Source organism: Bradyrhizobium campsiandrae, from assembly GCF_014529705.1.
In the GTDB taxonomy this organism is placed as follows: Bacteria; Pseudomonadota; Alphaproteobacteria; order Rhizobiales; family Xanthobacteraceae; genus Bradyrhizobium; species Bradyrhizobium campsiandrae.
Window position 1 is genome coordinate 1 of sequence record NZ_JAANIH010000064.1, and the last position, 25,356, is coordinate 25,356.

The 25,356-nt window shown below is 60.0% G+C and carries 24 protein-coding genes and 6 pseudogenes; 8 read left to right on the forward strand and 22 right to left on the reverse strand.

All coding sequences use genetic code 11. The features are described from left to right. The 4 genes and pseudogenes from G8O24_RS44040 to G8O24_RS33570 all read left to right on the forward strand — a co-directional run. Nucleotides 1-611: MerR family transcriptional regulator (locus G8O24_RS44040; protein WP_497717863.1), on the forward strand; the 611-nt coding region annotated here is incomplete at its 5' end. Nucleotides 612-683: 72 nt separating this feature from the next. Beyond that, nucleotides 684-1,241: a helix-turn-helix domain-containing protein gene (locus G8O24_RS33560; RefSeq protein WP_244646147.1), complete on the forward strand. Its 558-nt coding sequence runs from the start codon at nucleotides 684-686 to the stop codon at nucleotides 1,239-1,241. Between the two features lie 295 nt (nucleotides 1,242-1,536). After that, nucleotides 1,537-2,420: pseudogene (locus G8O24_RS33565) on the forward strand (tyrosine-type recombinase/integrase). Nucleotides 2,421-2,431: 11 nt separating this feature from the next. Next, a pseudogene (locus G8O24_RS33570) lies at nucleotides 2,432-3,638 on the forward strand (IS91 family transposase). Between the two features lie 272 nt (nucleotides 3,639-3,910). On the opposite strand, the gene G8O24_RS33575 reads toward G8O24_RS33570, so the two are convergent. The 7 genes and pseudogenes from G8O24_RS33575 to G8O24_RS33600 all read right to left on the reverse strand — a co-directional run bounded on the left by G8O24_RS33575 (nucleotide 3,911) and on the right by G8O24_RS33600 (nucleotide 8,291). Next, nucleotides 3,911-4,333: a helix-turn-helix domain-containing protein gene (locus G8O24_RS33575; RefSeq protein ID WP_188106824.1), complete on the reverse strand. Its 423-nt coding sequence runs from the start codon at nucleotides 4,331-4,333 to the stop codon at nucleotides 3,911-3,913. Nucleotides 4,334-4,504: 171 nt separating this feature from the next. Continuing rightward, nucleotides 4,505-4,825 (reverse strand): DUF5372 family protein, encoded by a 321-nt coding sequence (locus G8O24_RS45760; protein ID WP_188106825.1) that lies wholly within the window; start codon nucleotides 4,823-4,825, stop codon nucleotides 4,505-4,507. Next, nucleotides 4,822-6,426 carry a recombinase family protein gene (locus G8O24_RS33585; RefSeq protein ID WP_311972349.1) on the reverse strand — a complete coding sequence of 535 codons (1,605 nt, stop codon included), beginning with the start codon at nucleotides 6,424-6,426 and terminating at the stop codon, nucleotides 4,822-4,824. Before G8O24_RS33585 ends, G8O24_RS45760 begins: the two co-directional genes overlap by 4 nt. A gap of 25 nt (nucleotides 6,427-6,451) precedes the next feature. Further along, nucleotides 6,452-6,889: pseudogene (locus G8O24_RS44595) on the reverse strand (recombinase family protein); the annotation flags it as partial. Nucleotides 6,890-7,153: 264 nt separating this feature from the next. Next, nucleotides 7,154-7,627 carry a helix-turn-helix domain-containing protein gene (locus G8O24_RS33590; protein ID WP_188106826.1) on the reverse strand — a complete coding sequence of 158 codons (474 nt, stop codon included), beginning with the start codon at nucleotides 7,625-7,627 and terminating at the stop codon, nucleotides 7,154-7,156. Nucleotides 7,628-7,791: 164 nt separating this feature from the next. Next, nucleotides 7,792-8,058, reverse strand: coding sequence for a DUF5372 family protein (locus tag G8O24_RS33595; protein ID WP_202988792.1), 267 nt, complete (start codon nucleotides 8,056-8,058; stop codon nucleotides 7,792-7,794). Next, nucleotides 8,028-8,291, reverse strand: a complete 264-nt coding sequence (locus G8O24_RS33600) for a hypothetical protein (RefSeq protein ID WP_188106827.1) — start codon at nucleotides 8,289-8,291, stop codon at nucleotides 8,028-8,030. The genes G8O24_RS33595 and G8O24_RS33600 overlap by 31 nt, the downstream gene beginning before the upstream one ends. A 15-nt stretch (nucleotides 8,292-8,306) precedes the next feature. Here G8O24_RS33600 and G8O24_RS33605 point away from each other — a divergent pair, with 15 nt between their 5' ends. Continuing rightward, nucleotides 8,307-8,879, forward strand: a complete 573-nt coding sequence (locus G8O24_RS33605; RefSeq protein ID WP_188106828.1) for a Mu transposase domain-containing protein — start codon at nucleotides 8,307-8,309, stop codon at nucleotides 8,877-8,879. Nucleotides 8,880-8,894: 15 nt separating this feature from the next. Continuing rightward, nucleotides 8,895-9,614: pseudogene (istB, locus tag G8O24_RS33610) on the forward strand (IS21-like element helper ATPase IstB); the annotation flags it as partial. Between the two features lie 156 nt (nucleotides 9,615-9,770). Here istB and G8O24_RS33615 read toward each other — a convergent pair. From G8O24_RS33615 to G8O24_RS33640, 6 genes and pseudogenes are all read right to left on the reverse strand, one after another. Then, nucleotides 9,771-10,235: pseudogene (locus G8O24_RS33615) on the reverse strand (transposase domain-containing protein); the annotation flags it as partial. Between the two features lie 51 nt (nucleotides 10,236-10,286). Then, nucleotides 10,287-10,640, reverse strand: a complete 354-nt coding sequence (gene tnpB, locus G8O24_RS33620; protein WP_188106829.1) for an IS66 family insertion sequence element accessory protein TnpB — start codon at nucleotides 10,638-10,640, stop codon at nucleotides 10,287-10,289. A gap of 210 nt (nucleotides 10,641-10,850) precedes the next feature. Beyond that, complete coding sequence (gene tnpC / locus G8O24_RS33625) at nucleotides 10,851-12,422, reverse strand: IS66 family transposase (RefSeq protein WP_188106830.1); 1,572 nt, start codon at nucleotides 12,420-12,422, stop codon at nucleotides 10,851-10,853. Nucleotides 12,423-12,494: 72 nt separating this feature from the next. Next, a complete protein-coding gene (gene tnpB / locus G8O24_RS33630; RefSeq protein ID WP_188106831.1) occupies nucleotides 12,495-12,854 on the reverse strand; it encodes an IS66 family insertion sequence element accessory protein TnpB in 360 nt (119 codons plus the stop codon). Further along, on the reverse strand, nucleotides 12,838-13,245 hold the full coding sequence (gene tnpA / locus G8O24_RS33635; protein WP_188106832.1) for an IS66-like element accessory protein TnpA: 408 nt from the start codon (nucleotides 13,243-13,245) through the stop codon (nucleotides 12,838-12,840). The genes tnpB (G8O24_RS33630) and tnpA overlap by 17 nt, the downstream gene beginning before the upstream one ends. 24 nt (nucleotides 13,246-13,269) lie before the next feature. Then, entirely contained in the window at nucleotides 13,270-13,572 is a 303-nt protein-coding gene (locus G8O24_RS33640; RefSeq protein WP_188106833.1) for a transposase, read from the reverse strand. 80 nt (nucleotides 13,573-13,652) lie between these two features. Here G8O24_RS33640 and G8O24_RS33645 point away from each other — a divergent pair. Together G8O24_RS33645 and G8O24_RS33650 are read left to right on the forward strand one after the other, a co-directional pair. Beyond that, nucleotides 13,653-13,886: pseudogene (locus G8O24_RS33645) on the forward strand (integrase core domain-containing protein); the annotation flags it as partial. After that, nucleotides 13,883-14,116 (forward strand): transposase, encoded by a 234-nt coding sequence (locus G8O24_RS33650; protein ID WP_283815619.1) that lies wholly within the window; start codon nucleotides 13,883-13,885, stop codon nucleotides 14,114-14,116. The pseudogene G8O24_RS33645 and the gene G8O24_RS33650, both read left to right, overlap by 4 nt. A gap of 238 nt (nucleotides 14,117-14,354) precedes the next feature. Here G8O24_RS33650 and G8O24_RS33655 read toward each other — a convergent pair whose 3' ends face one another. The 9 genes from G8O24_RS33655 to G8O24_RS33695 form a co-directional block, all read right to left on the reverse strand. Then, nucleotides 14,355-16,007 (reverse strand): long-chain fatty acid--CoA ligase, encoded by a 1,653-nt coding sequence (locus tag G8O24_RS33655; protein WP_188106834.1) that lies wholly within the window; start codon nucleotides 16,005-16,007, stop codon nucleotides 14,355-14,357. A 66-nt stretch (nucleotides 16,008-16,073) separates the two neighbouring features. Next, the gene (locus G8O24_RS33660; protein WP_188106835.1) at nucleotides 16,074-16,955 is read right to left on the reverse strand and encodes an SDR family oxidoreductase; all 882 of its coding nucleotides are present in this window, start codon (nucleotides 16,953-16,955) and stop codon (nucleotides 16,074-16,076) included. A 24-nt stretch (nucleotides 16,956-16,979) separates the two neighbouring features. Further along, nucleotides 16,980-18,149, reverse strand: coding sequence for an acyl-CoA dehydrogenase family protein (locus G8O24_RS33665; RefSeq protein ID WP_188106836.1), 1,170 nt, complete (start codon nucleotides 18,147-18,149; stop codon nucleotides 16,980-16,982). Further along, nucleotides 18,146-19,891, reverse strand: a complete 1,746-nt coding sequence (locus tag G8O24_RS33670; protein WP_188106837.1) for an AMP-binding protein — start codon at nucleotides 19,889-19,891, stop codon at nucleotides 18,146-18,148. Before G8O24_RS33670 ends, G8O24_RS33665 begins: the two co-directional genes overlap by 4 nt. Nucleotides 19,892-19,919: 28 nt before the next feature. Continuing rightward, entirely contained in the window at nucleotides 19,920-21,089 is a 1,170-nt protein-coding gene (locus tag G8O24_RS33675) for an acyl-CoA dehydrogenase family protein (protein ID WP_188106838.1), read from the reverse strand. A 25-nt stretch (nucleotides 21,090-21,114) separates the two neighbouring features. Then, nucleotides 21,115-22,725 carry an acyl-CoA carboxylase subunit beta gene (locus G8O24_RS33680; protein WP_188106862.1) on the reverse strand — a complete coding sequence of 537 codons (1,611 nt, stop codon included), beginning with the start codon at nucleotides 22,723-22,725 and terminating at the stop codon, nucleotides 21,115-21,117. After that, nucleotides 22,725-23,222, reverse strand: coding sequence for a biotin/lipoyl-containing protein (locus tag G8O24_RS33685; RefSeq protein WP_188106839.1), 498 nt, complete (start codon nucleotides 23,220-23,222; stop codon nucleotides 22,725-22,727). Before G8O24_RS33685 ends, G8O24_RS33680 begins: the two co-directional genes overlap by 1 nt. Further along, on the reverse strand, nucleotides 23,223-24,683 hold the full coding sequence (locus tag G8O24_RS33690) for an acetyl-CoA carboxylase biotin carboxylase subunit (RefSeq protein ID WP_188106840.1): 1,461 nt from the start codon (nucleotides 24,681-24,683) through the stop codon (nucleotides 23,223-23,225). It abuts the gene before it with no gap. Further along, nucleotides 24,680-25,309, reverse strand: coding sequence for a TetR/AcrR family transcriptional regulator (locus G8O24_RS33695; protein WP_188106841.1), 630 nt, complete (start codon nucleotides 25,307-25,309; stop codon nucleotides 24,680-24,682). The genes G8O24_RS33690 and G8O24_RS33695 overlap by 4 nt, the downstream gene beginning before the upstream one ends. Between the last annotated feature and the right edge of the window lie 47 nt (nucleotides 25,310-25,356).

Here is a 25,356-nt window from a genome sequence, read left to right on the forward strand (position 1 = left end):
AGCTTCGGACTCCTCGCCCGATAGTTCCATCCGTCAGTCTCCTCCTGGCTGCCTCAACAGCCAAGAATCGCAGAGCACAAACCGAGCGGAAACCCATCAATCAAATGGGAGAAAAGCCTCGCTTACGAAATGGTAACCGATGGACCCGCGAGCGGGTGACATCGTTGCGCTCGAACTATCGCATCCCCGTGTTCAAGCCCGCCGAGGACGGGGTAGAGCCTTGGCTCAACCTGAGCAACGCCGCGAAGCTTCTGCAGATCGCACCCAAAACGCTGCGGCTTGCCGCGGAAGCTGGAGAGATCGTGGCAATCCATCCTCTCCCAGACGGGCCATGGATCTTTGCCCGGGCCGCGCTAACGACATCAGCCGCCCGATCGATCACCGAACGGGCACGACAGAACCCGCGATACCCCGGGATCGCTTTCCCGGTCAGCAAAGCCTTGTCTCTTCAATCACATAGCAAGATGGGTGTTCTGATGCGCTGTTGTAGTCTCTACGCCTGGAACATGCGGATTCCGATTTATTCCGGCCGGGTATTCCGACGTGAAGCCGGCCACCATTCCGAAATGAAGCCGGCCGGGATTCCGATCAATTTCCGGCCGGGCTTCTGAGGAAGGCCGGGGTTTTCGTTTGGGTCAGTCCCTCGGGCATCAAGTCCCTCGTTGATCAACGAGGGGAAGCGGATGCCGGCCAAGAGAGAACTGACCATGCGACAGATACGACAAATGCTACGGCTTGCCGGTGACGGGGTAAGCGCCCGGGAGATCGGACGCACGCTCGGAGTGGCGCGCAGCACGATCCAGGACAATCTCAAGCGGGCCTCAGCCGCCGGGCTTGCGTGGCCCTTGGCTGGCGACCTCACGGACACGGTTCTTGAACAGCGTCTGTTCGCCCATGCCGGCGTCAAGCGCGGGTTCCGCCGGCGAGCCGAGCCAGATTGGGGCTCGCTCGCCTGCGAACTCAAGCGGCCTGGCGTCAATCTGATGGTGCTGTGGGAAGAGTATCGCGCGGTTGACCCGGCAGGTTATGGCTACAGCCGCTTCTGCGATCTGTTCCGGGAGTTCGAACGGCGCCTGTCGCCGACCACGCGGCAGGACCACCCGGCCGGCGACAAGGTATTTGTCGATTACTCCGGCAAGAAAATCATGATCGTCGATCGCGCAACCGGGGTTGTGCGTGAAGCGGAGATCTTCGTCGCCGTCCTTGGCGCCTCCAATTACACTTACGCCGAGGCAACCTGAACGCAGAAACTGGCGGACTGGATCGAGGCCCATGTCCGCATGTTCCGGTTTTTTGGCGGGGTGCCGCGGCTTGTCGTGAGCGATTACGTGCCCGGGCACGTAATCGCTCTTGGACGAACCCGCTCCGCGGGAGGGTATCCGCGTTGAGCGCCGCGTATTCCCTTGAAGCCAGCCCGTGTCTCTGACCCTGGCACCACCCGCACAGCGACGTATTCCACGCCATTTCAGAAGCGCTGCCACTGGCAAGATGGTGTTGCTGCCCGCGCGCAGCGTCCCTCTTGTCAAGGAGTTCGCTATGACCTCACTTCGGTTACGCATGATGGAAGACATGCAGGTCCGCAACCTGTCACGACACACGCAGGATTCGTATTTGCTACAGGTTTCGCAGTTCGCCCGGCATTTCGCTAAATCGCCGGCTTTGCTGGGCCGGAGGATATCCACGCCTACCAGGTCTATTTGACGAACGAGAAGAAGCTGGCGCCACGCTCGGTGCACGTGACCGTCGCAGCGCTTCGATTTCTCTACCGCATCACGCTCGGCCTCGATTGGGATTTCGACCGGATCATTCCGTGCCCAAAGGCGCCAAAGACACTGGCCATCATTCTCAGCCCCGAGGAGGTGCTGCACTTCCTTGGCTGCATCGAGAGCTTCAAACACCAGGCGATCCTGACGACATGCTATGCCGCCGGCCTACGTATTTCCGAGGCGACCCGGCTGAAGCCTGAGGCTATCGATCGCCAGCGCATGGTGCTGCGCGTCGAGCAGGGCAAGGGACAGAAAGACCGCTACGTCATGCTGTCGGCCAGGTTGCTGGAGGTGCTGACGAACTATTGGCGCGCCGTGCGACCCACCGGAGCATGGATGTTTCCCGGCGCCGTTGTTGGAGAACCGATATCGACAGGCGCCGTGGATGCCACCTGCCGTAAGGCACATCGGGTGTCGAAACTCTCCAAGCCGGTGACGCCGCATTCGCTGCGGCACGCATTTGCGGTGCACCTGCTCGAAGCCGGAACCGATCTCCGCACCATCCAGCTCCTGCTCGGCCATCGCAGCCTGTCAACGACCGCTCAGTATCTTCGGATCGCTACCAACAAGGTCTGCGCGGCGACGAGCCCGCTTGAACTGCTGCCGCGTCCGATCCCCAAGGCCTCCTCGCCGCCAGCGCCCGAACATTTCTGACGGCCAGCCTCATGGGCCGCTCAGGTCCGGAGGTCGCGGATATATTCCGTCGCTACGGTGCTGCCTGGCGAGAGCAGCACTGGGCCTCGCTATCGACCGAACGACGCGCAGCAATGACTGCCATCGAGCGCTGCCGAACGTCGGCGCTCGGAGGCCATATCGAACAGTGCGACCGCTGTGGCGAACGACGGATCGCGTACAACAGCTGCCGTTCCCGCAGTTGCCCTAAGTGCCAGTGGCTCGCCCGAGCGGAATGGATCGAGGCTCGGCGGGAAGAGCTACTCGATACGCAGTATTTCCATGTCGTCTTCACCGTTCCCGACGAGATCGCCGCGATTGCCTTCCAGAATGCCAGCACAGTCTACAAAATCCTGTTCCACGCGGCCGCCGAGACGTTGCGGACCATCGCTGCCGATCGGCGACATCTCGGCGCAGAGATTGGGTTTTTCGCGGTGCTTCACACCTGGGGGCAGAACCTCAGCCATCATCCCCATCTCCACTGCGTCGTGCCCGGCGGCGGGCTGTCGCCAGATGGCAGCCGCTGGGGTCGCGTGCCGTCCCGGCTTCTTCCTACCAGTCGCCGTGCTCTCCCGACTGTTCCGGCGGCTGTTTCTCGAAGGTCTGCAAAGGGCATTCGATGCCGGCGAGTTGCGGTTCTTTTCGTCATTGGAATGGCTTCACGATCCCGTCGCATTCCGGCGCTATCTGGATCCCGCCCGCCAGGTCAACTGGGTGGTCTATGCCAAGCCACCGTTCGCGGGCGCTGAACGGGTTCTGGAATATGTCGGACGCTACACACACCGGGTGGCAATCACCAACAACCGGATCGTCGATATCGAGGATGGCAAGGTACGCTTCCGGTGGAAGGACTATCGCAACGAGAACCGGCAAAAGGTAATGACGCTCGACGCCGGGGAGTTCATCCGGCGTTTCCTCGTCCATGTCTTGCCCGACGGATTTCAGCGCATCCGTTATTACGGATTCATGGGCAACCGCTACCGCAAGCAAAAGCTCGCCCGGTGCCGCGAATTGCTCGGAATGCGGCAGTCCGATACGCCGGCAAAACCGAAGGAAGGACGCGATTATCGCGACAAGGTCGAGGAGCTGACCGGAGTTTCCCTGCGGGAATGTCCCTTTTGCCGTCAAGGGCAGATGGCGTGCATCGAGGTGCTCGCGCCCGTTGCGTCACAAGACCCACCTTTTCTGGACACTTCATGACGGTTGGGATTTTCCAATCATTGATCATCGTTCTTTCTATCTGCCAAGGTAGACAGCAGGACTCCTATTGTCGCGCTTCCGGCATCGAGCCCTCCAAGCGCAGGCGTCGCCGGTCTTTCCGACCGGGAGAACATATCTCAATTAGAATGTTTCGCCATCAAGACCGCATCCAGCATGCCCCCGAAGCCTCAGCGACGGCATTATCCGCTGGGATGCAGCATCCAATTTCCATAGCGGCACCGGCGCGCTAGGCGGCTTCGTCCAACACGTTTTTAGATTACCGGCGCACTCGCAGCGGCGCGCTTTGAAGCTTCGGTACCGCGCCGCCAATCTAAAAACGCGCTTGCGGACTTGATGCCGGTCACGAAGACGATCACCTCGTCGGAGATCTTGTGGCCGCCTTTGGGCCCCCGCCGGCTCGGCAGCAGACCCGCGAGCCCGGCTGCCTGCAAATCGCTTTGGGCTTTGTAGAAGGTAGGCCGGGTGACGCCGAAGGTTGCGGCAGCCTCGCTGATCGGCACGCCGTCGACCTGGTGGCGTCGCACCATCTCGTAGCGCACCTGGACCAGGTCCTTCGCATCGAAGAATGGATTGCCGGTAAAGAGCACGTCGTGGACGGCTTCCGGATTGGAATTGAGCACGCCCTCCTGCGCCAGCGCCTCGCTCTTTGAATCCCGCTTCTTTGCCTTCGCCATCCGCGGCCTCGATCGTACGTAAATATAAATATGCCTCTATATATCGACTGTCAATCATCTGATCGGCACAAAATGTAGACTTTTGCGATAGAAATAAGGCATTACGTGCGACGTTAACACCTTGGATCGGCATTATTCTTTTTACATGTGAGGCATAGTTACCTTTACGCATCATCCCCCTCCCGTGCCCTCGCCAAACCGCCCCAGCGCTTCGCTCAGTGCCAACAAGTCGACGGTCCGGAAGGCAGCTCTGCCACCAACCCGTCGGAACTCATCCACAGGATCAATATCGGTCCACGCGCTGGGGATCGTGTGAACTCGCCCATCTCGACCCTGATGGACCACTCGGTCCTCACCCCAATGACGCCGTCGGCAGATCAGCGTGAACTCGTGCCCGCAAAGCGGATGAAAGGGGTGCGTGATTCGTACCTTTTGGCAGGTCGTACCCACACCGCTTGCAGTTGGCGGCTTTTGCCAAGGCGATCGCTTCATACTGCACCTTGTTCTGATGATGGCGCGGTGATTGGGACGAGCCGCGCCGGTCGCCCACCTCGACCGCCACACCCCTTGAGGATGGTCTGCTGCACTGGTAATGCCCACAGGCCACGATTCAAATTATCACTGAAGCACTTCGTAATCAGCCCCTGACGACCCCACTCGTGCACGGCCGTCTCCGAGATGCCGAACTTCGCAGCGATCTCGCGCGTCGTGAGCATGCCGCGGCGGCGCAACCGATCGTACCGGCTTGCCAGTTTGTAGGCGCCGCGAATGAACGCGATCTTCTTCAGGTTGAAGGGCATGCCTTCCCAAGTGCGCCATCCGTCGCGGTTCAAAATGTCGGCAATCTCGCGGTCGCAATGCTGATCGAGCAACCGGTCGACGGTCGCGACAAGCTCGGGCTTGAACTTGCGCAGCTGGGCGATAGGCAGCGGCCGTTCGAGTTCCAATGTGCGCGTAGCCCCGCCGGACAGACGCACATGGGCGGTAATCTTCTGCGCTTTGATCAACGTCACGTCATCGATGAGCAGGCGCACGATGCGTTTGCGCTCACGGAAGTCGACGCGCGAGTCGTTCCAGATTCGTGGCAGCTGCTCGGCAAGACCGAGAATGCGTTGGCGGACCTCGGTGCTGAGTGTCGCAGCCTGCTGCTTGCTGCGACGTTCGTATTCCTCGGCAGCTTCGGCATGACGGCGCAGCTTGTCGTTCCATTCCGCCTCGAGAGTATCGGCGACGAGTCGATTGTCGGGGTCTACTTTCATGTAGCGTCGGCGGGCAAGCTCGGCGTCATAGCGCAACCGCTCCACATGCTGGCGACGTGCGGTATTTGCCTCGTGAGCGCGCGTCTCAAGTTCGCGCTGGACTTCCAGGGTGACGGCCAGCGTCATCGGCGTCATCATCTCGATCAGCAGCGCAACAACTGCCGCATCGACGATCTTGCCGGGCACCGTTTGACACGTTTTTCCGGCACGGCGCACCGCGCTCTCCTGACAGATATACGTCGGGATCGTACTGCCATGCTCGCGGCTGTAACGCACCCCCATGCGTTCGCCACACAAACCACATAGCACGCGCCCCTGAAGCAACGCCGGTCCCTCGCGCGCCGGCCCCGACAGCCGTTCGCCACCGAATGCGCCGGCATTGTCGGTCAGGCGCCGCTGGTTGGCTTCGAACCGTTCCCAGTCGATGTAGCCCTGGTGCATGCCCGGCATCACGAACTGCCAGTCCGCCCTGGCGACCTTGACGACGCTGACGCCCCCATCGGGCCGGTGGCGTATGCGCGTGCGGCCATAGACGAAGGCACCGGCGTAGCGCGGATTGTAGGATGCGTGAGTGCTGCGGCGTCGCCCACAGGAGGTCGCCTTTGTTGGCACCCGTCCGCAGCCGGCGTGGGAACTGCAAGCCTTGCTCCCGGAAGAAGCGGACCGTTTGGACTGCGCTCCCCGTCCGCTCGAAAGTCTCAAAGACCATGCGAAGGGCGCTCTGAACCTGGGCGTCGGGATCGAGACCGATGGTGCCGTCAGTCCGGTAGACCAACCCGACCGGCGGGCCCATCTCCAGCTCGCCGCGCCGGGCCTTGTTGAGCTGGCCGCCACGCATGCGCGCTTTGAGGATGTGCAGCTCAGCCTCGCTCATCGTGCCTTTGAGACCGAGCAGGAGGCGATCGTTGAAGCCGGCCGGATCATAGATGCCGTCTTCATCGAGAATGAGCGTCGCCGTCAACGCGCACAGTTCTATGAGGCGATGCCAATCCGCAGAGTTGCGCGCCAGCCGCGAGACTTCCAGGCCCATGACGATGCCGGCCTTGCCGAGCGCCACCTCGCTCACGAGCTGCTGAAAGCCGTCGCGTGCGGCGCTGCTGGAACCGGACTTGCCGAGATCGCGATCGATCACGCGAATGCGCTCGATCGGCCAGCCTGCCGCAATCGCGCGCGCACGCAACGCATATTGGCGCTGCGTGCTCTCGCCGTGTTCGGCGACTTGCCGCAATGTGGATTGGCGGACATACAGGTACGCATCGCGCTTGAGATGGTCGGCCGTGACCTTGAGCTCAGGCATGGATGGGCTCCATAGCGAGGGAGACGATGATTCCGGCGATTAGGCGGGTGACGTCGCTCGCCGACGGATCGGGTTTGGCGAAGGGCGGAGGCTGGGGAGCGCGGCAAGCCGCCTCGGCATGAGGGTCGTGCCCCAGTGCCCGCATCCAGGCCGCCAAACCTTGGCGGCGAAGAATGCCGAGGCCGGGACCCGTGGTGGCTTCGGCGGACAGCACTGCGGCGCGCACCTTCTCGTAAGTCGCGGCCGTGTCCGCTGGCGCGACAATCAGGCTCGATGGATTCGTTTTTTTTTGCGCGCCAGCGCCCGCTCCAGGCTGCGCCTGTGCACCTTGACGCCGAAGCGTGACTCGATTGCATCGAGACACTGCGAGGTCGTCATCTCTGGCTTTGCCGCTCTGAGATCGGTCACGAAGGCAATGACCTCGGAGGAGACCTTGTGGCCGGCTTTGGGACCTCGCCGGCCTGGCAGCAGACCGGCGAGCCCAACTGTCTTCAGTGCGCTCTGAGCTTTGTAGAACGTCGGCCGGGTAACGCCGAACGCCGCGGCCGCTTCGCTGATGGCAATGCCATCGACCTGATGGCGCCGCACCATCTCGTAGCGGACCTGGACCAGATCCTTGGTATCGAAGAATGGGTTGCTGGTGAACAGAACGTCGCGAACGGCTTCGGGGTTGGGATTGAGGACACCGTCCTGCGCCAGCGCCTCGCTCTTCGGGTCCCGTCGTTTTGGGTTCGCCATGGACGGCCTCAATGCTTCGTAAAGATAAATATGCCTCTATATGTTGGATGTCAATCATGACGTCGACACTAAATGCGGTTGTTATGTCCATAAATACGGTATATCGCGCTGCGCTTTGATCGCGTAGCGGCATTGTTCGTTTTACATATGAGGCGTAGTGAGCTTTACGCATTGCTGGCCCCCAACCGCTGAGCAAGCCGGTCCAACGCCTCGCACAGCCCCAGCAAATCGGCGGTGCGGAAGGCCGCTCTACCCGCCGCCAGCAGTCGGAACTCATCCGCGGGGGCGATGTCGGTGAACGCGCTTGCGATCGTGCAAAGCCGCCCGTCGTCAGCCGCGTAGACCACCCGGTCTTCGCCCCAATGACGGCGCCGGCAGATCAGCTCAAAGGCGCGGCCGTTCAGCGGATGAAACGGGTGCGTGATCCGCACCTTGAGGCCAGTCGTGCCGACACGCCCTGCATTTGACGACTTTCGACAAAGCCAAGGTCGAAGTCGGGGTCCAAATCGTCGGGCGATGGATTCTGGCGCGTCTGCGCAACCGCCGCTTCTTCTCGCTCGCCGCCCTCAACGAGGCAATTTACGCGCTCCTTGTCGAGCTGAACGATCGACCTCTCCGGAGTTGGGGGCGAAGTCGGCACGAACTGTTTCAGGAGCTCGATCATCCGGCGCTCACCCCCTTGCCGGATGAACCGTACGAGTATGCCGAGTGGAAGCGCTGCCGGGTCAACCTCGATTATCACGTCGAGATCGCCAAGCATTACTACAGCGTCCCTCACAACCTCGTGCATCAGGAGGTCGAGGCGCGGATTACCCAAAAGACCGTCGAGATATTCCTCCGCGGCAAGCGGGTGGCGTCGCATCTGCGCAGCACCCTGCCGCATCGCCCGACGACGATTCCCGAGCATATGCCGAGTTCACATCGCCGCTATCGCGACTGGACCCATGAGCGCATCCGTTCCGAAGCGGCCAAGGTCGGCCCCGATGCCGAGACGCTGATCGACGTCATCCTGCGGTCGCGGCCGCATCCGGAACAGGGCTTCCGCTCGGCCATCGGCATTCTCGGGCTGGTCAAGCGCTATGGCCAGGAACGCGTCGACGCCGCTTGCGCGCGGGCCCTCCTGCTCAACGCCCGTTCGTACAAATCGGTCGCCGCGATCCTCAAGAACGGCACTGACAGAACTGCTCCTCATGCCGAGGAGGCGCCCATCCTCTTCCACACCAACATCCGTGGCCGCAGCTATTACAATTGATCAGGAGAGATTAGCATGCTCTTTCACCCCACCGTCGATCGCTTGCGCGCACTCGGCCTCGCCGCCATGGCCGATACCTTCGTCGAACTGCAGAACAATCCCGAGGCGGCCGGGATGCCGCACGCCGATTGGCTCGGCCTCCTCGTCGATCGCGAGGTCACTGCCCGCGACAACCGCCGCCTCACGCGCCGCTTGACCAGTGCCAAGCTCCGTCAAGCCGCCACCATCGAGAACGTCGACTATCGCACCGCCCGTGGTCTCGATCGTTCGCTCTTCCAGAACCTCGTCACCTGTCAATGGATCCGTGACAGCAACCACCTGGTCATTGTCGGCCCAACCGGCACCGGCAAGTCCTGGCTTGCCTGCGCGCTCGGCAACAAGGCCTGCCGCGACGGCTTCTCCGTCCTCTACAAGCGAACATCCCGCCTGTTCGCCGATCTCGCCCAGGCGCGCGGAGAAGGCCGTCTGGCGCGCCTGATCGCCGCGCTCGAGCGCGTCAATCTCCTCATCCTCGACGACTGGGGACCCGAACCGCTCACCGCCGACCAGCGCCGTGATCTGCTTGAGATCGTCGACGATCGTTACGACAAGGGATCCTTGTTGATCACAAGTCAGGTCCCCGTGTCGCAATGGCATGACGTCATTGCCGATCCCACCCTCGGCGATGCGATATTGGACCGCATCATTCACAATGCCCACCGCATCGAGCTCAAAGGCGACAGCCTGCGGCGTCAGGCTGGCGAAAAGAAAAACCGTGAGCACCTCGCGCCCGATCGCCCCGCCGGCCCACAGGCCCCTCCCGCGCGCGTCGCTACGTCGCTCGTGGGGGCACTCCGCGCCGCGCACGGGGCCCTCCCATGGACCGCCGAGACGATCTTCGAACCAACCCGCCAACCTTGACGAGGAGGCCATTTCCAGCACACTTAACCCCGTCAGCCGTGTTCGCCTCCGCACCTGATCACGATCACTGGAATCCGTGATCACCATCGCCTGGAACACCTGATCACCATCCCTGGAATGCGCACAGCAGGTTGCAGCGGGCATCAGGGTCTCGATGATGCGCGGCAAATGCTCCGGCAGCTTGCCACGATTGGCCCTGCGCTCGGCAGCTCTCTTCTCGCGTGTCTTGGGATTGGCGCGGTCCTCGGCTGCCTCGAGAGCCGCGACAGCCTGATCGATATCCTCCAGAACAAGCTGGAGCTGATCAGCGTCAAGCTTTTCCGAGGACCGACCGAACTGCGCGTCCTTTGCAAGCTTGAGCAACCGCTCGAGCCTGGCGCAGCGATCCAGCAGAGCCGCGGCAAAGGCACGCAACTCAGCTGGATCGCTCGGCAGCTCATCAGGCAAATCACTCATTGGCCCGAGTCTGCCACGCTTCGCGCCCCGATGCAGCGAAGAATTTATGTCCTACGCAAGCGCTTTCGGCTGCGGGATTCGAGGCGCATGCATGCGTGTCCAATCCATGCCGGCCAGAAGCGCGGACAACTGCGCGGCGTTCATCCGCATCACGCCGGCCACGATGGGAGGCCATTTGAAGCCGTTGCTATCGAGCCGCTTCCAATACAGCACGAGGCCACTACCATCCCAGACAACGATCTTCACCCGATCGGCGCGCTTCGCACGGAACACCACCGCCACGCCCTTCATCGGATCGTGGCCCAGCGTCTCCTTCGCCAACAGCGCCAGGCCATCCGCGCCCTTCCTGAAGTCTACAGGTCGGGTCGCAACGTAAATCATGAGGCCAGCGGGAGCCGTCAGCATGAACGTGTCCGGCGCAACGCAACAAACACATCACTCAACACGGCAAGGCCAGGCGTCCCTCGCACCTCAACTCGTGCCCTATGGAGCTCAACCGTCACAACGGCTGCTTCCGGCGACCCGGAGGGAGCTGCAGCCGCCGATGGCGACGATTCCGAGTACGCATCCGGCGAAGGCCCCCGGCTAGGCCACTTTCGGGAAGGCTGAACGCGCTCAAGCTGCGTGAGCGACGCTTTGGGGCTGCCAATTCCAAGGCAGCAGTTCGTCAATGCGCTTGGCAGAGTGATCAGGTAGGCGCGCCAGCACGTCGGCAAGCCAAGCCTGCGGGTCGACGTCGTTGAGCTTTGCGGTGGCGATAAGGCTGTAGATGGCAGCAGCACGCCGGCCGCCGTCATCGGAGCCGGCGAAGGTCCAATTTTTTCGCCCGATGGCGACCGCCCGTAGCTCACGTTCAGCAGCATTGTTCGACATGCAAAGCCGCCCGTCATCAAGGAAGCGGCTAAATGCGTCCCAGCGGCTGAGGCAGTAATTGATCGCCTTGGTCGTGTCGTTGTTCCTGGAGAGCTTGGCGCGCTGCTCGCGCAACCACACCTCCAGCTCGATCATCAAAGGGCGGCTACGTTCCTGGCGCACACGCAAACGCTCCTGCGCAGGAAGTCTGTTGATCTCGCGCTCGATGGCGAACAGGACATCGATGCGCTTGACCGCCTCGGCCGCGATCGGCGCCTTGCTCAGCCGTGCGAGATCGAAGAACTTGCGCCTGCCGTGAGCCCAGCATGCGGCCTCGATGATCGGGCCGCCCTTGCGATTGGCCTCGTAGAGCCTGCCAAAGCCGGCGTAGGCGTCAGCCTGCATCAGTCCGGCGTAGCCTGCCAGATGCTGCTCCGGATGCGCACCGCCACGATCGGGCGAGTAGAAGAACACGGCCGCCGGCGGATCTGGGCCGGCAAACGAACGGTCGTCTCGCACGTAGGTCCAGAGCCGTCCGGTCCGGGTCTTGCCCTTGGCCAGGACTGGCACCGTGGTGTCATCGGCGTGGATGCGCTCGGCTGCGAAGACGTGGCTCCGGATCGCATCGACCAAAGGCATCAGGCTTGCGGCGGAGGCACCTACCCAGTCCGCGAGCGTCGAGACGTCGAGGTCGATGCCCTCACGCTGGTAGACGTCGCTCTGACGATGAAGCGGCAGGTGCAGGCCGTACTTGCCGAACAGGACATGGGCCAGCAGTTTGGGCCCTGCACGCCCGCGCGCAATCGGGTGCGAAGGAGCCGGCAGCTGGGTGATCGCTTCGCAGGCCCGGCAGACGAGCTTCTCGCGCACATGCTGGATCACCTTCCACTGGCGCGGAACGAGCTCCAGCGTCTCGGTCACGTCCTCGCCAATTTTGCGCAATCGGCTGTCGCCGCAGCATGGGCAAGTCGCAGGCACCGGATAGACAATGCGCTCCCGCTGCAAATGCTCCGGCAGCGGACGGCGGGCCGGCTTGCGGCGCTCGAACGATGGCACCGTAATCTTGTCGGCTGCCATCTGCGTCGCGGTCTCAGCTTGCGCCGCGTTCTCCTCCAGGTCGGCGAGTTGTAGCTCGAGCTGGTCCAGCAATGCGCCTCGCTCGGAGGACTGTCCGAACTGCTCATGCCGCAGCTTCTTGATCGTGAGTTTGAGCTTCTCGATCAGCAATGTCCCCGCCTGGGCCTCGGCTTCTGCGGCCAACCGGGCCGTTCGCTCGGCGCGCAGCATCGCCTTCAGCGTGGTCACATCGTCAGGGAAAGAATCATCGGCGCCCATGCCAACCAGAGAATCATAACTTGCCGTCGCTGTCCGAACCGCAGATCGTGGTATCGATTCAAATCCTGGCGATCAGCCGGCGGCCTGCGGCCGCCACGTGTGTTGCGGCATCCGCCAGTCAATGCCCTCCAGCAAATAGCCCAGCTGGGCCGGGGTGATGGTCACCACGCCATCCGCCGGCGACGGCCAGAGGAAACGGCCGCGTTCTAGCCGCTTGGCGTAGAGCGACATGCCCAACCCATCGTGCCAGAGGATCTTGATCAGCTTGCCGCTTTTGCCACGGAATACATAGAGGTCGCCCCCGTGCGGGTCTCGCGTGAACGCTTCCTGCACCAGCAAGGCCAGCGAGTTCATGCCGCGACGCATGTCGGTGTGGCCGGTCGCAATCCACACCCGCACGCCCGACGCAATGGGATCACCGCAGGCTTCCATCTGCCAGCGCCGCCACGGCGGCCTTCAGCGTCGCCGCGTCGACCGTCCCCGTGATCCGCATCCGAGCCCCGGCCGCAAACTCGATCTCGATCGACCCGCCGCTGCTTGTCGGCGCGACTGGGCAAGGCGTCAGACCTGATTCTGCGATCACCATCGCCGGTACGAAGCCAGGTTGGGGAGCATCCCTCGGCTCAGGCCGAAACGACCGTCGCCATCGCAGCAGCAATGAGCGCGAAACGCCATACCGCCGCGCTGTTGCCGCGACCTGGCGCGGCGCCTGCAAGCTCTCCAGGACGATCTTGAGCTTCTCGTCCTCGGACCAGCGCCTCCGCCGACCCGTCTCCACTACCTCAAGCCGCTCGACTTGGGCGCTGCGCCTATCACTGTCCATAAGGACAGTTCTCAACAACACGCCTCATTCGGCAAGGCGGTCTTCACCGGACGGATACGATTCCGACACCAACGGCACAAACGACAGTGCACCCGCCGCAGCTGGCAGCACCAGTTGACCTGAACGCGCCCGGCGCCGCCAGTCATGCACCTGCTGGGGCCGGCAGCCATGCCGGCATGCGATATCTGTTACAACCGCGCCCGGCTCAAGGCTTTCCGCGACAATCCGGGCCTTCAAATCATCCGGCCACTGCTTACGGCCTGCGCCGGCGTACACTTCGATACGCTGTGTCAATGGTCGTCTTATGTCGTCCGAACGGTCGTCCATTGTGAGCACCCTTGCCGAAGATGACTCTTCTAGCGGCGCTCCCAAAATCGCGCACAGACAATCTAAAGGGCCGCGGCGCTACGCTTACCTTCGATCTCGATGACGCCCGAGCCAAGATCGCCAATTGGGTCGCCGACTACAATCTCCAGCGCCCACACTCGTCGTTGAAATACCTGACACCCGCGGCCTACGCCGCCCACCTCACCGCAACGGACCATCGGCTGCGCAACCCCGACCAGCTCCGCCGATCGTCCGTTGCTCCACCCGCGCCACTTGGCGTACAAAACCCCGAGACTCTAACTGCCGCTGGATGAAACTTCAGTGGCAGGTCACCCTCGACATCAATGGGGCGGGCGCGACGTCGAATGCGGAAAAGGCTCACAGCCTCTACGTGGTGCGGATCTTCCCCAATGCCGAGAGCTGCCTGCGGCTTGTCCGGGCGCTCACCGTCGAACGCCACGAAGCCTGGCTCGAGGATCATCGCTATCTCAACATGGATCTGCTGAAGGAACACAAGAAGGAGACACTACGCCAGGCAGCTTGAGCGGATGCTCTGGCCCACCAAGGGGATGGGCCACCCCTCTCCGCCGCCGTCGCTCGCCACGCTGCACTGTTGGGCAAGCGAGCGACGGCGGCTCCGAGGGGATGGCTCAGCCGGACCCCATGATCGAATTTGCTGAACTTGACGTACACAACTCGATCCGGCGACGGTTGCCTCCGACAGGCCACTATGTCCGAGCTTGATGCTGTGGATTAAGATTCCACGATGATCATCCGCCGCGCTACGGCTGCTGAGGTCTGCTAGAGTTCTGTTTTTTGGGCAACTGATAATCTCTAAATCTTTCGCGGAGTGAAGTCTTACGAATTTTCCCGGTCGCCGTCATCGGCATGTCGTCAACGAACACGACATCATCAGGCATCCACCAACTCGCGATTCTCGGCCTTAGATAGTCGAGCAAGCCTTTCTTCGTCGGCGAAGTCCCTGGAACCGGAACAATGATCAGCAGTGGCCGCTCTTCCCATTTTGGATGATGCACTCCGATGACAGCGGCTTGGCGGACTTCAGGGTGCCCACACACGATGTTCTCGATATCGATCGATGAGATCCACTCTCCTCCGGATTTTATGACGTCTTTGGTTCGATCCAGAATCTGAAGGAAACCGTACTCGTCCAGCGCAGCCACGTCGCCCGTGGGAAACCAGCCATCCTTGTCCAGTATTGGCGGATCTTCCTGCTTGAAATACGCCTTCGCCGTCCAAGGACCACGCACCCACAATGCACCCTTCCGGATTCGTTCTGGAGACGTGGCCATGCTTTCATCCCCCACCAGCTTGACCTCCATTCCAAACAACACGCGTCCGGCCTTCAACATGATTTCTCTTCGCATCGCTTCCGGTAGGACCGACACAGCCGGCGTTTCCGTGCAGAGCGCTCCAACGGGGCTCGTCTCCGTCATTCCCCAAAGTTGCATGATTTTGCAGCCGTACTGGGTGCGCATGCGATCGATCATCGCCGCGGGTACGGAGGACCCGCCAATCACAGCACGCTTCAGACTGTCAATGCGCTTGCCGCTGCGATCCAGATACTCCATCAGCATCGTGACCATTGTCGGTACGCCTGTGGTGAAACTCACCCCTTCCGACTCAATAAGAGACTGCATGATCTCACCATCAATTTTTGGCCCGATGAGAACCAAAGCCGCACCGCAAAGCGGAGCAATATAGGGAAGGCCTCCGGCGTTGACGTGAAACATCGGCGTCAACGGCATCGCGACGTCATGAACGGAAATCCCATACGCGTTGGTGTGGGCGGCATTCATGGCGTGCAGCACGGTCGAACGATGGGAGTATAGAACGCCTTTCGGGTTTCCGGTCGTGCCGGACGTATAGCAAAGTGACGACGCGGTCCTCTCGTCGAAGCTTGGCCAGGCAATCGCTGCAGCATGCGGCTCAATAAAGTCGTCGTAGCTTTCCAGCTCCAAATTCTCGACAGCAGACCTGTCGACATCTCCCAGAACGAAGATTTGCTCCAGCCTCGGGAGTTGTTCTCTCAACCGAACCAAAATGGGAATCAATTCCGGATCCACGAAAAGCATCCGGTCTTCGGCGTGATTGATGATGTATATCAGCTGCTCATCATACAGGCGCGGATTGACGGTGTGCAAAATCGCGCCGATGCCCGATACTCCATAGTAGAGTTCAAGGTGGCGCGTGGAATTGGTGGCAAGCGTGGCGACGCGATCGCCAGTCTTGATTCCATAAGCTCGCAGCGCGTTGGCGAGCTTTTTTGCGCGCCCCGCGACCGTCGAATAGTTCGAATGGCAGATCGACCCCGATGCTGTTCGCCATATGACCTCCCGCAGCGGATGATAAGTCTCGGCATATGTGATGATATCGCTTATCAGAAGCGGTTTGTCTTGCATGAGACCCAGCATAGTCACTCCTTATGCAGGCATTCCCCCTTCAATGGTCACGTGCCGCGATGCCACCCTGTGGCATGGTTATTCCTTGGGCTCGCGCGGCTCCAGGTATGCCGGAGCACGCTCCAACGGGAAGCCGCGGAACGGCTTTGACTTCTTGTGGTTCGGCATGGGCCAGATACTCTTGCCGTTCGGCTGGGCGCCATCGATACGCAAACAACTGCCGCTGATGAAAGCAGCTGCCGGCGAAAGCAGAAAGACAATCGCCGCGGAGCACTCCGCCTCCGTTCCAAGTCGCTTTGCCGGGATATGCCGCCAGTAGTCCTGCAGCCGAGCCTTCATTGGCTCCGAATAGGTATCCAGCCCTGACGATGCGATCGCACCAGGCGCGACAGCGTTGACCCGCACGCCGGCGGCGGCCCATTCCACCGCGGCAGTCATCGTGAAATTCAGCATTCCCGCCCGCGCGGCTCCGGAATGTCCCATTCCGGGCATCGACCACCACATGTCCGCGATCATATTGACGATGGAGCCGCCGTTTGCCTCCATCCACTGTGTGAAGCACTCCCGCGCCATCAAGAAGCCGCCGGTAAGGTTGTTGGCAATGACGGCATCCCAACCCTTCCGAGTTATATCCCTCAATGGTGAGGGAAACTGACCGCCCGCATTGTTCACGAGACCATCGATCTGGCCGTGTTGGATCAGAATTGCCGCGATCGTTCTTTTTGACGCTTCCTCGTCGCGGATATCGCAGACATGAGTGGTCGGGGCTATGCCTCCGGTCGATTCGATCTCTGCGGCCACGGCTATCAACCGATCAGGATTGCGACCTACCAAGGCGACGTGCGCTCCCAAGGAGGCGAGTTCGTGCGCGGTGCAACGACCGATCCCGCTGCCGCCACCGGTGATCACGAAGTGCTGGCCGGCAAAAAGTCCCGGACGGAATACGGATCCATACTTCACTTTGCTTCTCCGAACTTCGTCTGGCTAGAGACGAAGGCGCATTCTGTTTGCTAGGTTATTTCGTTGAATGGCCGAGGATCCGCCGGCGATCGGAAGAATAAGGATGTCCCGCACGTAGCGCTGCATGTCCAAATCAAGGTCGCATCCATATGCACCGAAGATCAGTTGGCAGTTAAGAACGACCTGTTTTGCGCGCTCGCAGATGAACAGCTTCGCCATCGAGCTCTCGATTCCGCAGGGGCGCCCGGCCTGTGCCAGACCTGCCGCGCTATACAGCATCAAGCGGCACGCGTGCAGGTCCGTTCTCGCATCGGCGAGCATATGCCGGATGTTCTGATAGTTGCTGATGGGCTTTCCGAATTGCTCGCGCGTCTCGGCATATTCCCAGGCGTCGTCCACGGCAGCCTCGGCGATTCCCAGCGCGATTGCGCCGACTTCGAGCTTCTCGACATCAAGGCCAGGTCCGGCGATATACGACCAGCCCTCGTTCCAGCCCGCCTCCCCACCGACGATATTCTGGACCGACACCTCCACATCGTCGAAGATGATTTCAGTGGTCCAGGCGCCGCTTCGCAGCCCGAGCATATCCAGCTTGCGAATCTCGACGCCCTTAGCGGTCCTCGGGATCAAAAGGATCGAAAGATTCTTGTATCTCGGCAAGGCGTCGTCGGAACGAACCAGGGTATAGATGTAATCAGCAATATTCGCCCCGGTGATATACCGCTTCGTTCCATTGACCTTGATCACGTCGCCAGTGCGCCTGGCGGTGGTCTTGACGCTGGCCACGTCGCCCCCAACGTCCGGCTCAGTTACTCCAAACGCAAGCATCAACTCGCCCGCGGCGCATTTTGGAAGCAGTGCGCGCTTCTGGTCTTCATTCCCGCACTCAAGGATGTTCATGCCGCCATAGCAGGCAGCGAGCACGTAAGGTATCGACATCGCGACGCCCCTTCGCGACAATTCCTCGATGACGATCATCGTGGCCGGAATGTTTCGTCCAGCCCCGCCATACTCCTCCGGAATCGACAGACCGAACACTCCAAGCGCAGCCAGCTTGCGAAACACCTCGACAGGAAAGATCGATTCTGCATCCCATCGCGCCGCTTCGGGCCTTGGCATGTGGTCATTTACAAAACGGCGCATGGTGCCACGCAGCAGCGACAGCTCCTCCGCCTCATCAAACGCCGGCCTCATCCCTTGCTCCCTGCTGACGACAATCCGTTGGCGCGTTGTTCGAGGAACATCCTCTTGAGTTTGAATTTTTCGATCTTGTTCGTCGGCGTGCGCGGAATGTCATCAACAATACGGATATATTTCGGTTGCATGAATTTCGGCATCGCCGTCTTGATCCATTCTCGTAGACCTTTCTCCAGGTCGGGAACGTCCTTTGAGGGGACAACAAAAACAACCACGTCGTCCTCGTCGCCTTCCAGGGCAGGAACGGGGAATGCAGCGCAAATGCTGATCGAAGGATTCTGGTTGAAGATATCCTCTATCTGGAAAGAGGAGATGTTCTCGCCGCGCACTCGGATTCGATCCGCCATCCGGTCGATGTAGGTGAAAATGCCGCTAGGCTCCTTGCGTGCCACATCGCCGGTATGGAACCAGAAATTCCGCATCGATTTGAGGGAGTCTTCGGGACGCCTGTGATAGCCGGAAAACAGTAAACCCGGTACTTTGGGCCGGATCGCCAATTGGCCGGCTTCGCCGGGTTTGCATTCTCGATCATGCTCATCGAGAATTGCCGCGTCCACGAACATGGTCTCGCGCCCCATGAAACCTTTCCAAGAGGCGTCAGATGCCGAAACCACGGTCGCACCATACGCCTCCATAACGCGCCGGATCCCCTCTCGGCCCATGCCTCGCCGGATGGATGCCGGCGTTTCAGTCTCCTCATTGGTCTCAAGGATATAAGCGACCAATGAATTGCCGCTTTCGGTTTGGCCAAACCCGGTGGCGACGACATCAAATCCAAATCGCCGGGCGATTTCATTGTGATTGAGCGGCAGCGGCTGAAGATTTACCTTGTTCAAGGTGTTGTTGCGGTCCCGAATGCTTGCTGGCGCTTTCATCAATCTGGGAATCATGACATCGAGCAAGATTGCACAGCTTGCAGAACTTGTTTCGATGCGATCCCAGAAGTCGCTCACACTGAAGCGGTCCCAGCAAACCACCTCACAGCCCACCCATGCGGCACGTGCAACATTACAGATTGCGCCTCCGATGTGGTAAAGTGGTAGATCATTATAGATCACATCATCGGGCGTGAGCAGCTTCCGCAAGAAGAACGTCATCTGGTTGATCCAGCGATGAGTCTGAAGCACGCCCTTTGAAGGCCCAGTTGTCCCTGACGTATAGATGATATTCGCGATATCATCAAAATCGAGGTCGATTGGACGAGCCTGCGATGGTTCCAGATATTCGTACCAGCTTTCCAGGATCGGCACGCCGCCGGACATATGATTGGGGATCGCCCCTAACGGTTCGGGACGATCGATCACAATTCGCTTGATATCTGCGAGGCCGCGACCAAGCCGCAAGACCTCATCAATCGCAGGCTTTGCTTCGTCATCCGCAATGAGCAGAGATGGCTCAAGGTCCAGAATGAGCGAATGAAGGAGCGCACCCGTGTAATTGAAATTGATCGGACAGAATACCGCGCCTGCCTTCCAGATCGCAAACATCGACAAAACAGAGAGCTTTTGATTCCGCGCCAAAATCGCAACACGATCGCCCTTCTTGACACCCCTCGCCGCGAAATTTCCAGCAATGCAGTCGGTCACTTCGTCGAACTGTCGGAAGCTCAGACCAGTGCGGTCTTCCCCATAAAAGAAGAATCGGCGATCGGGTGTCTCTACGGCCCACTTCTTCAAGCGCGCAACAACGCTCTCGCCTTCGTCCGTCAGTTTTCTGAGTAGCTCCGCTTGATTGGTCATTGCTGCCACCTTCTCTCGGAGTACTTTCCTATTGCGACTCTTGATAAAGTTCGCGACCAATGAGCCACCGACGAATTTCAGCCGTTCCACCGCCGATCGTGTGCAATCTCGCATCACGAAGCAATCGTCCTGCCGGGTAGCTGTTGATGTAACCGTTGCCGCCGAAGCATTGCAGCGCCTGATCCGCGACCCAGATGCCGTTCTCGGCACATACCAGATAGGCGGTTGCGGCATCCTTGCGGTTCGCCGTACTGCCAGGACTCCCATCATCGAGTGCCCGCGCAACCGTGTAGAGATAGGACCTCGACGTCGATAACCGCGTGTACATATCGGCCAATTTTCCTTGCATCAGCTGAAAGCTGCCGATCGGCTCGCCAAACTGCTTTCGTTGACGGACATACGGAAGCGTGACGTCCATCGACGCCTGCATAATGCCGAGCGGGATCGCGGCGCCCACGGTCCGCTCGTAGTCGAGGCCACTCATCAAGACCCGGACACCACCACCGACCTTTCCCAGCACATTCTCTGCGGGAACGACGCAGTCCTGGAAAACCAGCTCTCCGGTGGGAGAACCTCGATTGCCAAGCTTATCCAGCGTCTGTGCAACGCTGAAGCCACTTGCCGACGTTTCGACGATAAAAGCGGTGATACCGCGTTTCCCTGCCTTCCGGTCAGTCTTCACATAGACCACCAGGAGGTCAGCGACTGGCCCATTAGTGATCCACATCTTGGTGCCATTCAGCACGTAGCTGTCACCTCGGCGGGTCGCCTCGAGGCGCATGCTGACAACGTCAGATCCAGCCTCGGGCTCCGACATCGCCAGCCCTCCTACCCACTCTCCCGAAATAAGCTTCGGCAGATACTTTGCCTTCTGTGCCGTGGTCCCATTCAGGGTAATCTGATTGATGCAAAGGTTGGAGTGAGCAAGATAGCTCACGCCCAACGCACCCGACCCGCGCGAGATCTCTTCGGTGACAACGACATGCGCGAGATATCCTAGACCGAGCCCGCCGAATTCCATCGGCGCCGTGATGCCGAACAATCCAAGTTTTCCCATTTGTGGCCAGAGCTCCCGAGGGAACCTGTCGGAGCGATCCATTTCCTCCACGCGGGGTGCGATCTCGCCATCGGAGAAGCCTCTGGCAGTCGAGCGCAGTTCCTCCACCAAATCGCTCTGCGAATAGTTCAGCAAGTTCATGTGCTCTCTCCGTACAGACCCTTCTTCATAATCGTAGGATCCCAGATGCCAAAGGGTCCAGAGGCCGATGCAAAGATGCGGCGATCGCGACTGCCAACGCGTTTCGTGTGTCGGCCGGATCAATCAAGCCGTCGTCCCATAGCTCCGACGTCGACCAATAGGCATCCGAATGCCGTTCATAGTCTTCCAGGATCGCATTCCGCATCGACGCGATTTCGTCTTCATCGGCGATGGCACCGTTTCGCGCGAGCTGACCTCGCTTGATATCTGTCAACGTATTCGCAGCTTGGTCGCCACCCATCACACCGATCTGACTGTTCGGCCATGAGAACAGAAATCTGGGATCGAACGCCCTACCGCACATGCCATAGTTACCAGCACCAAAAGAGCTCCCCACCATCACAGTAAACTTCGGCACTCTCACGCTTGCCTGCGCGGTGATCATCTTGGCGCCATCTTTGGTGATGCCGCGCGCTTCGTACTCCCGCCCGATCATGAATCCTGTAATGTTCTGCAGAAAGAGAAGCGGAACCTTGTCCCGGTCGCATAGCTGGATGAAGTGGGCCGCCTTGAGCGAACTGTCGTTGAAGAGAACGCCGTTGTTCGCAACGATGCCGATTTTCCATCCGAATACTCGCGCGAAACCACAGACCAGGGTCGTGCCGAGGGCGGGCTGATATTCGTGAAACCTGCTTCCATCGACCATGCGCGCAATGACTTCTCGAACGTCAAATGACCGTTTACGGTCTGCCGGAATGATTCCATAGAGTTCATCCGGCTCGTAAAATGGTTGCTCAGGCTCTATTCGATCCGCCAGCCATGGTTGGGCCGGTGGAAAGACTTCGCCGACAATCTCGCGGGCAAGATGAATGGCATCTTGCTCATTGGCCGCCGGGTAGTCAGCTGTACCTGAAATGCGTGTGTGTACGTCGCACCCGCCCAAGTCGTTCGCTGACACCACTTCTCCCGTTGCTGCTTTCACGAGCGGCGGACCGCCCAGGAAGATCCCCCCGTTGCCGCGAACAATAATATTGTAATCCGATAACGCCGGAACGTAAGCGCCACCCGCAGTGCAGTGGCCCAACACGACGGCGACCTGGGGAATGCCGCGCTTTGACAACTCGACCTGGTTACGAAAAATACGCCCGCCATATTGGCGGTCCGCGAAGAATTCATGCTGAAGCGGGAGATATCCGCCTGCGCTATCGCAAAGATGTACGACGGGCAGATGATTTTCCAACGCGATGTCGAGCGCCCTTATGATCTTCTTGACCGAATGCGGATACCAGGCACCTCCCTTGACGCTCGGGTCGGAGGCGTGGACCATCACCTGGCGGCCGTTGACAAGTCCGATGCCAGTTAGCAGACCGGCACCCGGCGCTTCCCCGTCATAACTGCGGCACGCCGCAAGAGAAGACAATTCGAGAAATGGACTGCCAGCATCGATGAGAAGCTCGAGCCGCTCACGGACAAAGAGCTTGTTCTGGCGCCCTATGCGTTCAAGATCGCGTTTCGGACGATCGAACCGTGTGGCACGCTGCTGTTCGCGTAGAGCCTGGACGAGACCAGACATTCTTGCGTGATTGGCTTTGAACTCCGTGCTCTGAGTATTCACACGAGACACTATTCGCCGCATCATGAAGCCGCTTCCTCCTGCTTCATGAACGATACCAATATGGCTCCGCGGTCTACCGTTGTTCCGGCTTCGACGAGGACGGACGCGACCACCCCGTCGCGTATCGCGACCAGCGCCGTCTCCATTTTCATACTTTCGATCGTGACCATGACGTCCCCTGCGGCGACAGGCTGGGACGGAGAAACATGAACTTGGACGATGGAGCCGGGCATGGGAGCCGTGATCTGGTCCGAGTGTTCACCCGCTGCGTCGATTTCAGATACCGGAAGAAGCTGAATCTCAGCCTGCCAGATCCGCCCACTCGACCAGGCAATGATCCGATCGCCAATCCGAGCCACCTCGATTTCCCATCGCGCTCCTCCGAGCGTACCCGCCAGCGTTCCGCCGTTGCGACTGAAATTCTCAATCCGCACCTCGCTGCGCCCGACCATGACTCGCCCGGACGCTTCCGCCATGACCGCCAGAAACTCGGAACCTGACCTCAACACCGCAGTCATTTAGTTCTTCCACGCTCCAAGTTCGCTAAGGCTCGAATACGAAACGCGGGCTTCCGGAATCATCAGTGCGACAAATGCGGCGGTCACTCTTGCGTCAAGCCGACTCTCGACCTGCATGAACCGCAATATTTCTTCGTGATGGCGATCGATAAAGCCGGTGTCGATATGCCCCGCAACATATTCGGGCTGCTTGAGCAGCGCGCGCAAATAGGCGATGTTCGTCTCCGGGCCGAGAAGGCAGAAGTTGCGGAGCGCCTCTTCAGTCCGCGCGATGGTGGATCCTCGGTCGGGCCCCCAAACGATCAGCTTCGCCAACATCGGATCAAACGAGCTAGTTAGTCTATCTAGTTCGCATACTCCGCTATCGACGCGAATTCCCTCCCCATGCGGTTCAATGTAGCGAGCCAGTATTCCTGAACTGGGTACAAAGCCCGATGGAACATCTTCCGCGTTGATCCGACATTCGATCGCGTGCCCGTTGCTGGCGACGTCAGATTGCTCGAATGGCAATGCTTCACCGGACGCGATTCGCAGTTGCCATTCGACTAAATCCAACCCCGTCACCAGCTCCGTTACAGGATGTTCGACTTGCAATCTGGTATTCACTTCGAGAAAATAGAACTCCCGATCCGGGCCGAGAATAAACTCGACTGTACCCGCATTTCGATATTGAGACGCCTTGGCCAGCGCGACTGCCGCCCCACAAATCTTCGAGCGCAGATCGGGATCGATGGCAACTGACGGCGTCTCCTCGATAATCTTCTGGAAGCGCCGCTGGATCGAGCATTCACGTTCGCCTAGATGGATGACTTTGCCAAATTGATCGGCGAGAATCTGCACTTCGATGTGCCGCGGTCTTTCGACAAACCTTTCTGCATAAACCCGTTCGTCACCAAAGTACCTGAGCGCTTCGCTACGTGCCTGGGTGATCGCACGATCCAGCTCCATTTCTTGCCGGACGATCTTGATACCCTTCCCGCCGCCTCCGGCCGCCGCCTTGATAAGCACGGGAAATCTCAAGGCAAGAACTGCGTCCCGAAACTCCCTATGGCCCGAGTCCAAGGCGAACGGCACCAAAGGTAGACCGCATCGATGCGCAAACTCCCGCGCACGTATCTTGTCCCCCATCAGACCGATGACGTCGGGAGATGGGCCGACCCAGCAGAGACCCGCGGCCTCTACCTGAGCGGCAAATGCTGCATTCTCCGAGAGAAATCCGTAACCGGGATGAACCGTGTCGCAACCGTAGTCCAACGCAACCTTGGTCAATTGGGGGATATCAAGATAAGCAGAAACCGGGGGATCGCCGAAGATCTGTGCCGTCTGACCGGCAGTCTGGGCGGCGATGGATTGGAGATCCACGGCGTGGGCCGCAAGGGTGGTCTTGATGCCAAGCCGATGGGCTGTGCGAATAATCCGCAGCGCGATCTCGCCCCGGTTCGCAACGAGGATGTGCTTCATGACTCCTCGCCGTTGGCAACGACCAATTTCTCAAGTCTGGCAATGCGGTCCTCGATCGATACTGACGACGCCTCCTTCTGCGCCGCGATGCCCGGCCAGAGCGTACCGAGAATGCGATCGGCGACGAGATCTATATCCAGGCCGCCGCGACCCGACAGGATCCGATAGGCGCAATGCTCGATGCCGCCAAATATCAGATCGCGCACAATTTCCGGAACGATATCCGGACCGAGCTCACCCTGCTTGATGCCGTCGAGAATTTCCGCCGTCACAAAAGCAGCGTAGCGCTTGTTCAAGGAATAGATCTCGGTCTCATAGAACTTCCTGTCGCGCCGCAATTCCCTGATCATGAGATCGGCGAGCCCGGTATCTTCGACGTAGACACGTAGGTGCCTCAGGATACAAAATCGAAGGCGCGCGCGAACGCCCACGACCCGCGTCAGTCCTTCGGACACCGACGCGATCAGGCCTTCGTACCATTCCGCGATCACGCGGTGCATCAGGTCTTTCTTGCTGTCGAAGTACAGATAGACGGTACCCTCCACGATTCCTGCACGCGCGGCTATTTCGGCCATCGACGCGTTGTCATAGCCGGCCGTCTCGAAGACCAAGCGGGCCGCGTTCACGATTTCCCGCTCGCGGAGCAATTGCCGGTTCGGGCTTCGCTTGGCGG

Excerpts from the sequence above, each read along its gene's own strand:
- G8O24_RS33560 (WP_244646147.1), top strand. The coding sequence starts at position 684 with ATGCCGGCCAAGAGAGAACTGACCATGCGACAGATACGACAAATGCTA.
- G8O24_RS33575 (WP_188106824.1), bottom strand. The coding sequence starts at position 4,333 with ATGGCGAAGGCAAAGAAGCGGGATTCAAAGAGCGAGGCGCTGGCGCAG.
- G8O24_RS45760 (WP_188106825.1), bottom strand. The coding sequence starts at position 4,825 with ATGAAGCGATCGCCTTGGCAAAAGCCGCCAACTGCAAGCGGTGTGGGT.
- G8O24_RS33590 (WP_188106826.1), bottom strand. The coding sequence starts at position 7,627 with ATGGCGAACCCAAAACGACGGGACCCGAAGAGCGAGGCGCTGGCGCAG.
- G8O24_RS33600 (WP_188106827.1), bottom strand. The coding sequence starts at position 8,291 with ATGATCGAGCTCCTGAAACAGTTCGTGCCGACTTCGCCCCCAACTCCG.
- tnpB (WP_188106829.1), bottom strand. The coding sequence starts at position 10,640 with ATGCTGACGGCTCCCGCTGGCCTCATGATTTACGTTGCGACCCGACCT.
- tnpC (WP_188106830.1), bottom strand. The coding sequence starts at position 12,422 with ATGGGCGCCGATGATTCTTTCCCTGACGATGTGACCACGCTGAAGGCG.
- tnpB (WP_188106831.1), bottom strand. The coding sequence starts at position 12,854 with ATGGAAGCCTGCGGTGATCCCATTGCGTCGGGCGTGCGGGTGTGGATT.
- tnpA (WP_188106832.1), bottom strand. The coding sequence starts at position 13,245 with ATGGACAGTGATAGGCGCAGCGCCCAAGTCGAGCGGCTTGAGGTAGTG.
- G8O24_RS33640 (WP_188106833.1), bottom strand. The coding sequence starts at position 13,572 with ATGGACGACCGTTCGGACGACATAAGACGACCATTGACACAGCGTATC.
- G8O24_RS33650 (WP_283815619.1), top strand. The coding sequence starts at position 13,883 with ATGAAACTTCAGTGGCAGGTCACCCTCGACATCAATGGGGCGGGCGCG.
- G8O24_RS33655 (WP_188106834.1), bottom strand. The coding sequence starts at position 16,007 with ATGCTGGGTCTCATGCAAGACAAACCGCTTCTGATAAGCGATATCATC.
- G8O24_RS33665 (WP_188106836.1), bottom strand. The coding sequence starts at position 18,149 with ATGAGGCCGGCGTTTGATGAGGCGGAGGAGCTGTCGCTGCTGCGTGGC.
- G8O24_RS33670 (WP_188106837.1), bottom strand. The coding sequence starts at position 19,891 with ATGACCAATCAAGCGGAGCTACTCAGAAAACTGACGGACGAAGGCGAG.
- G8O24_RS33675 (WP_188106838.1), bottom strand. The coding sequence starts at position 21,089 with ATGAACTTGCTGAACTATTCGCAGAGCGATTTGGTGGAGGAACTGCGC.
- G8O24_RS33680 (WP_188106862.1), bottom strand. The coding sequence starts at position 22,725 with ATGCGGCGAATAGTGTCTCGTGTGAATACTCAGAGCACGGAGTTCAAA.
- G8O24_RS33685 (WP_188106839.1), bottom strand. The coding sequence starts at position 23,222 with ATGACTGCGGTGTTGAGGTCAGGTTCCGAGTTTCTGGCGGTCATGGCG.
- G8O24_RS33690 (WP_188106840.1), bottom strand. The coding sequence starts at position 24,683 with ATGAAGCACATCCTCGTTGCGAACCGGGGCGAGATCGCGCTGCGGATT.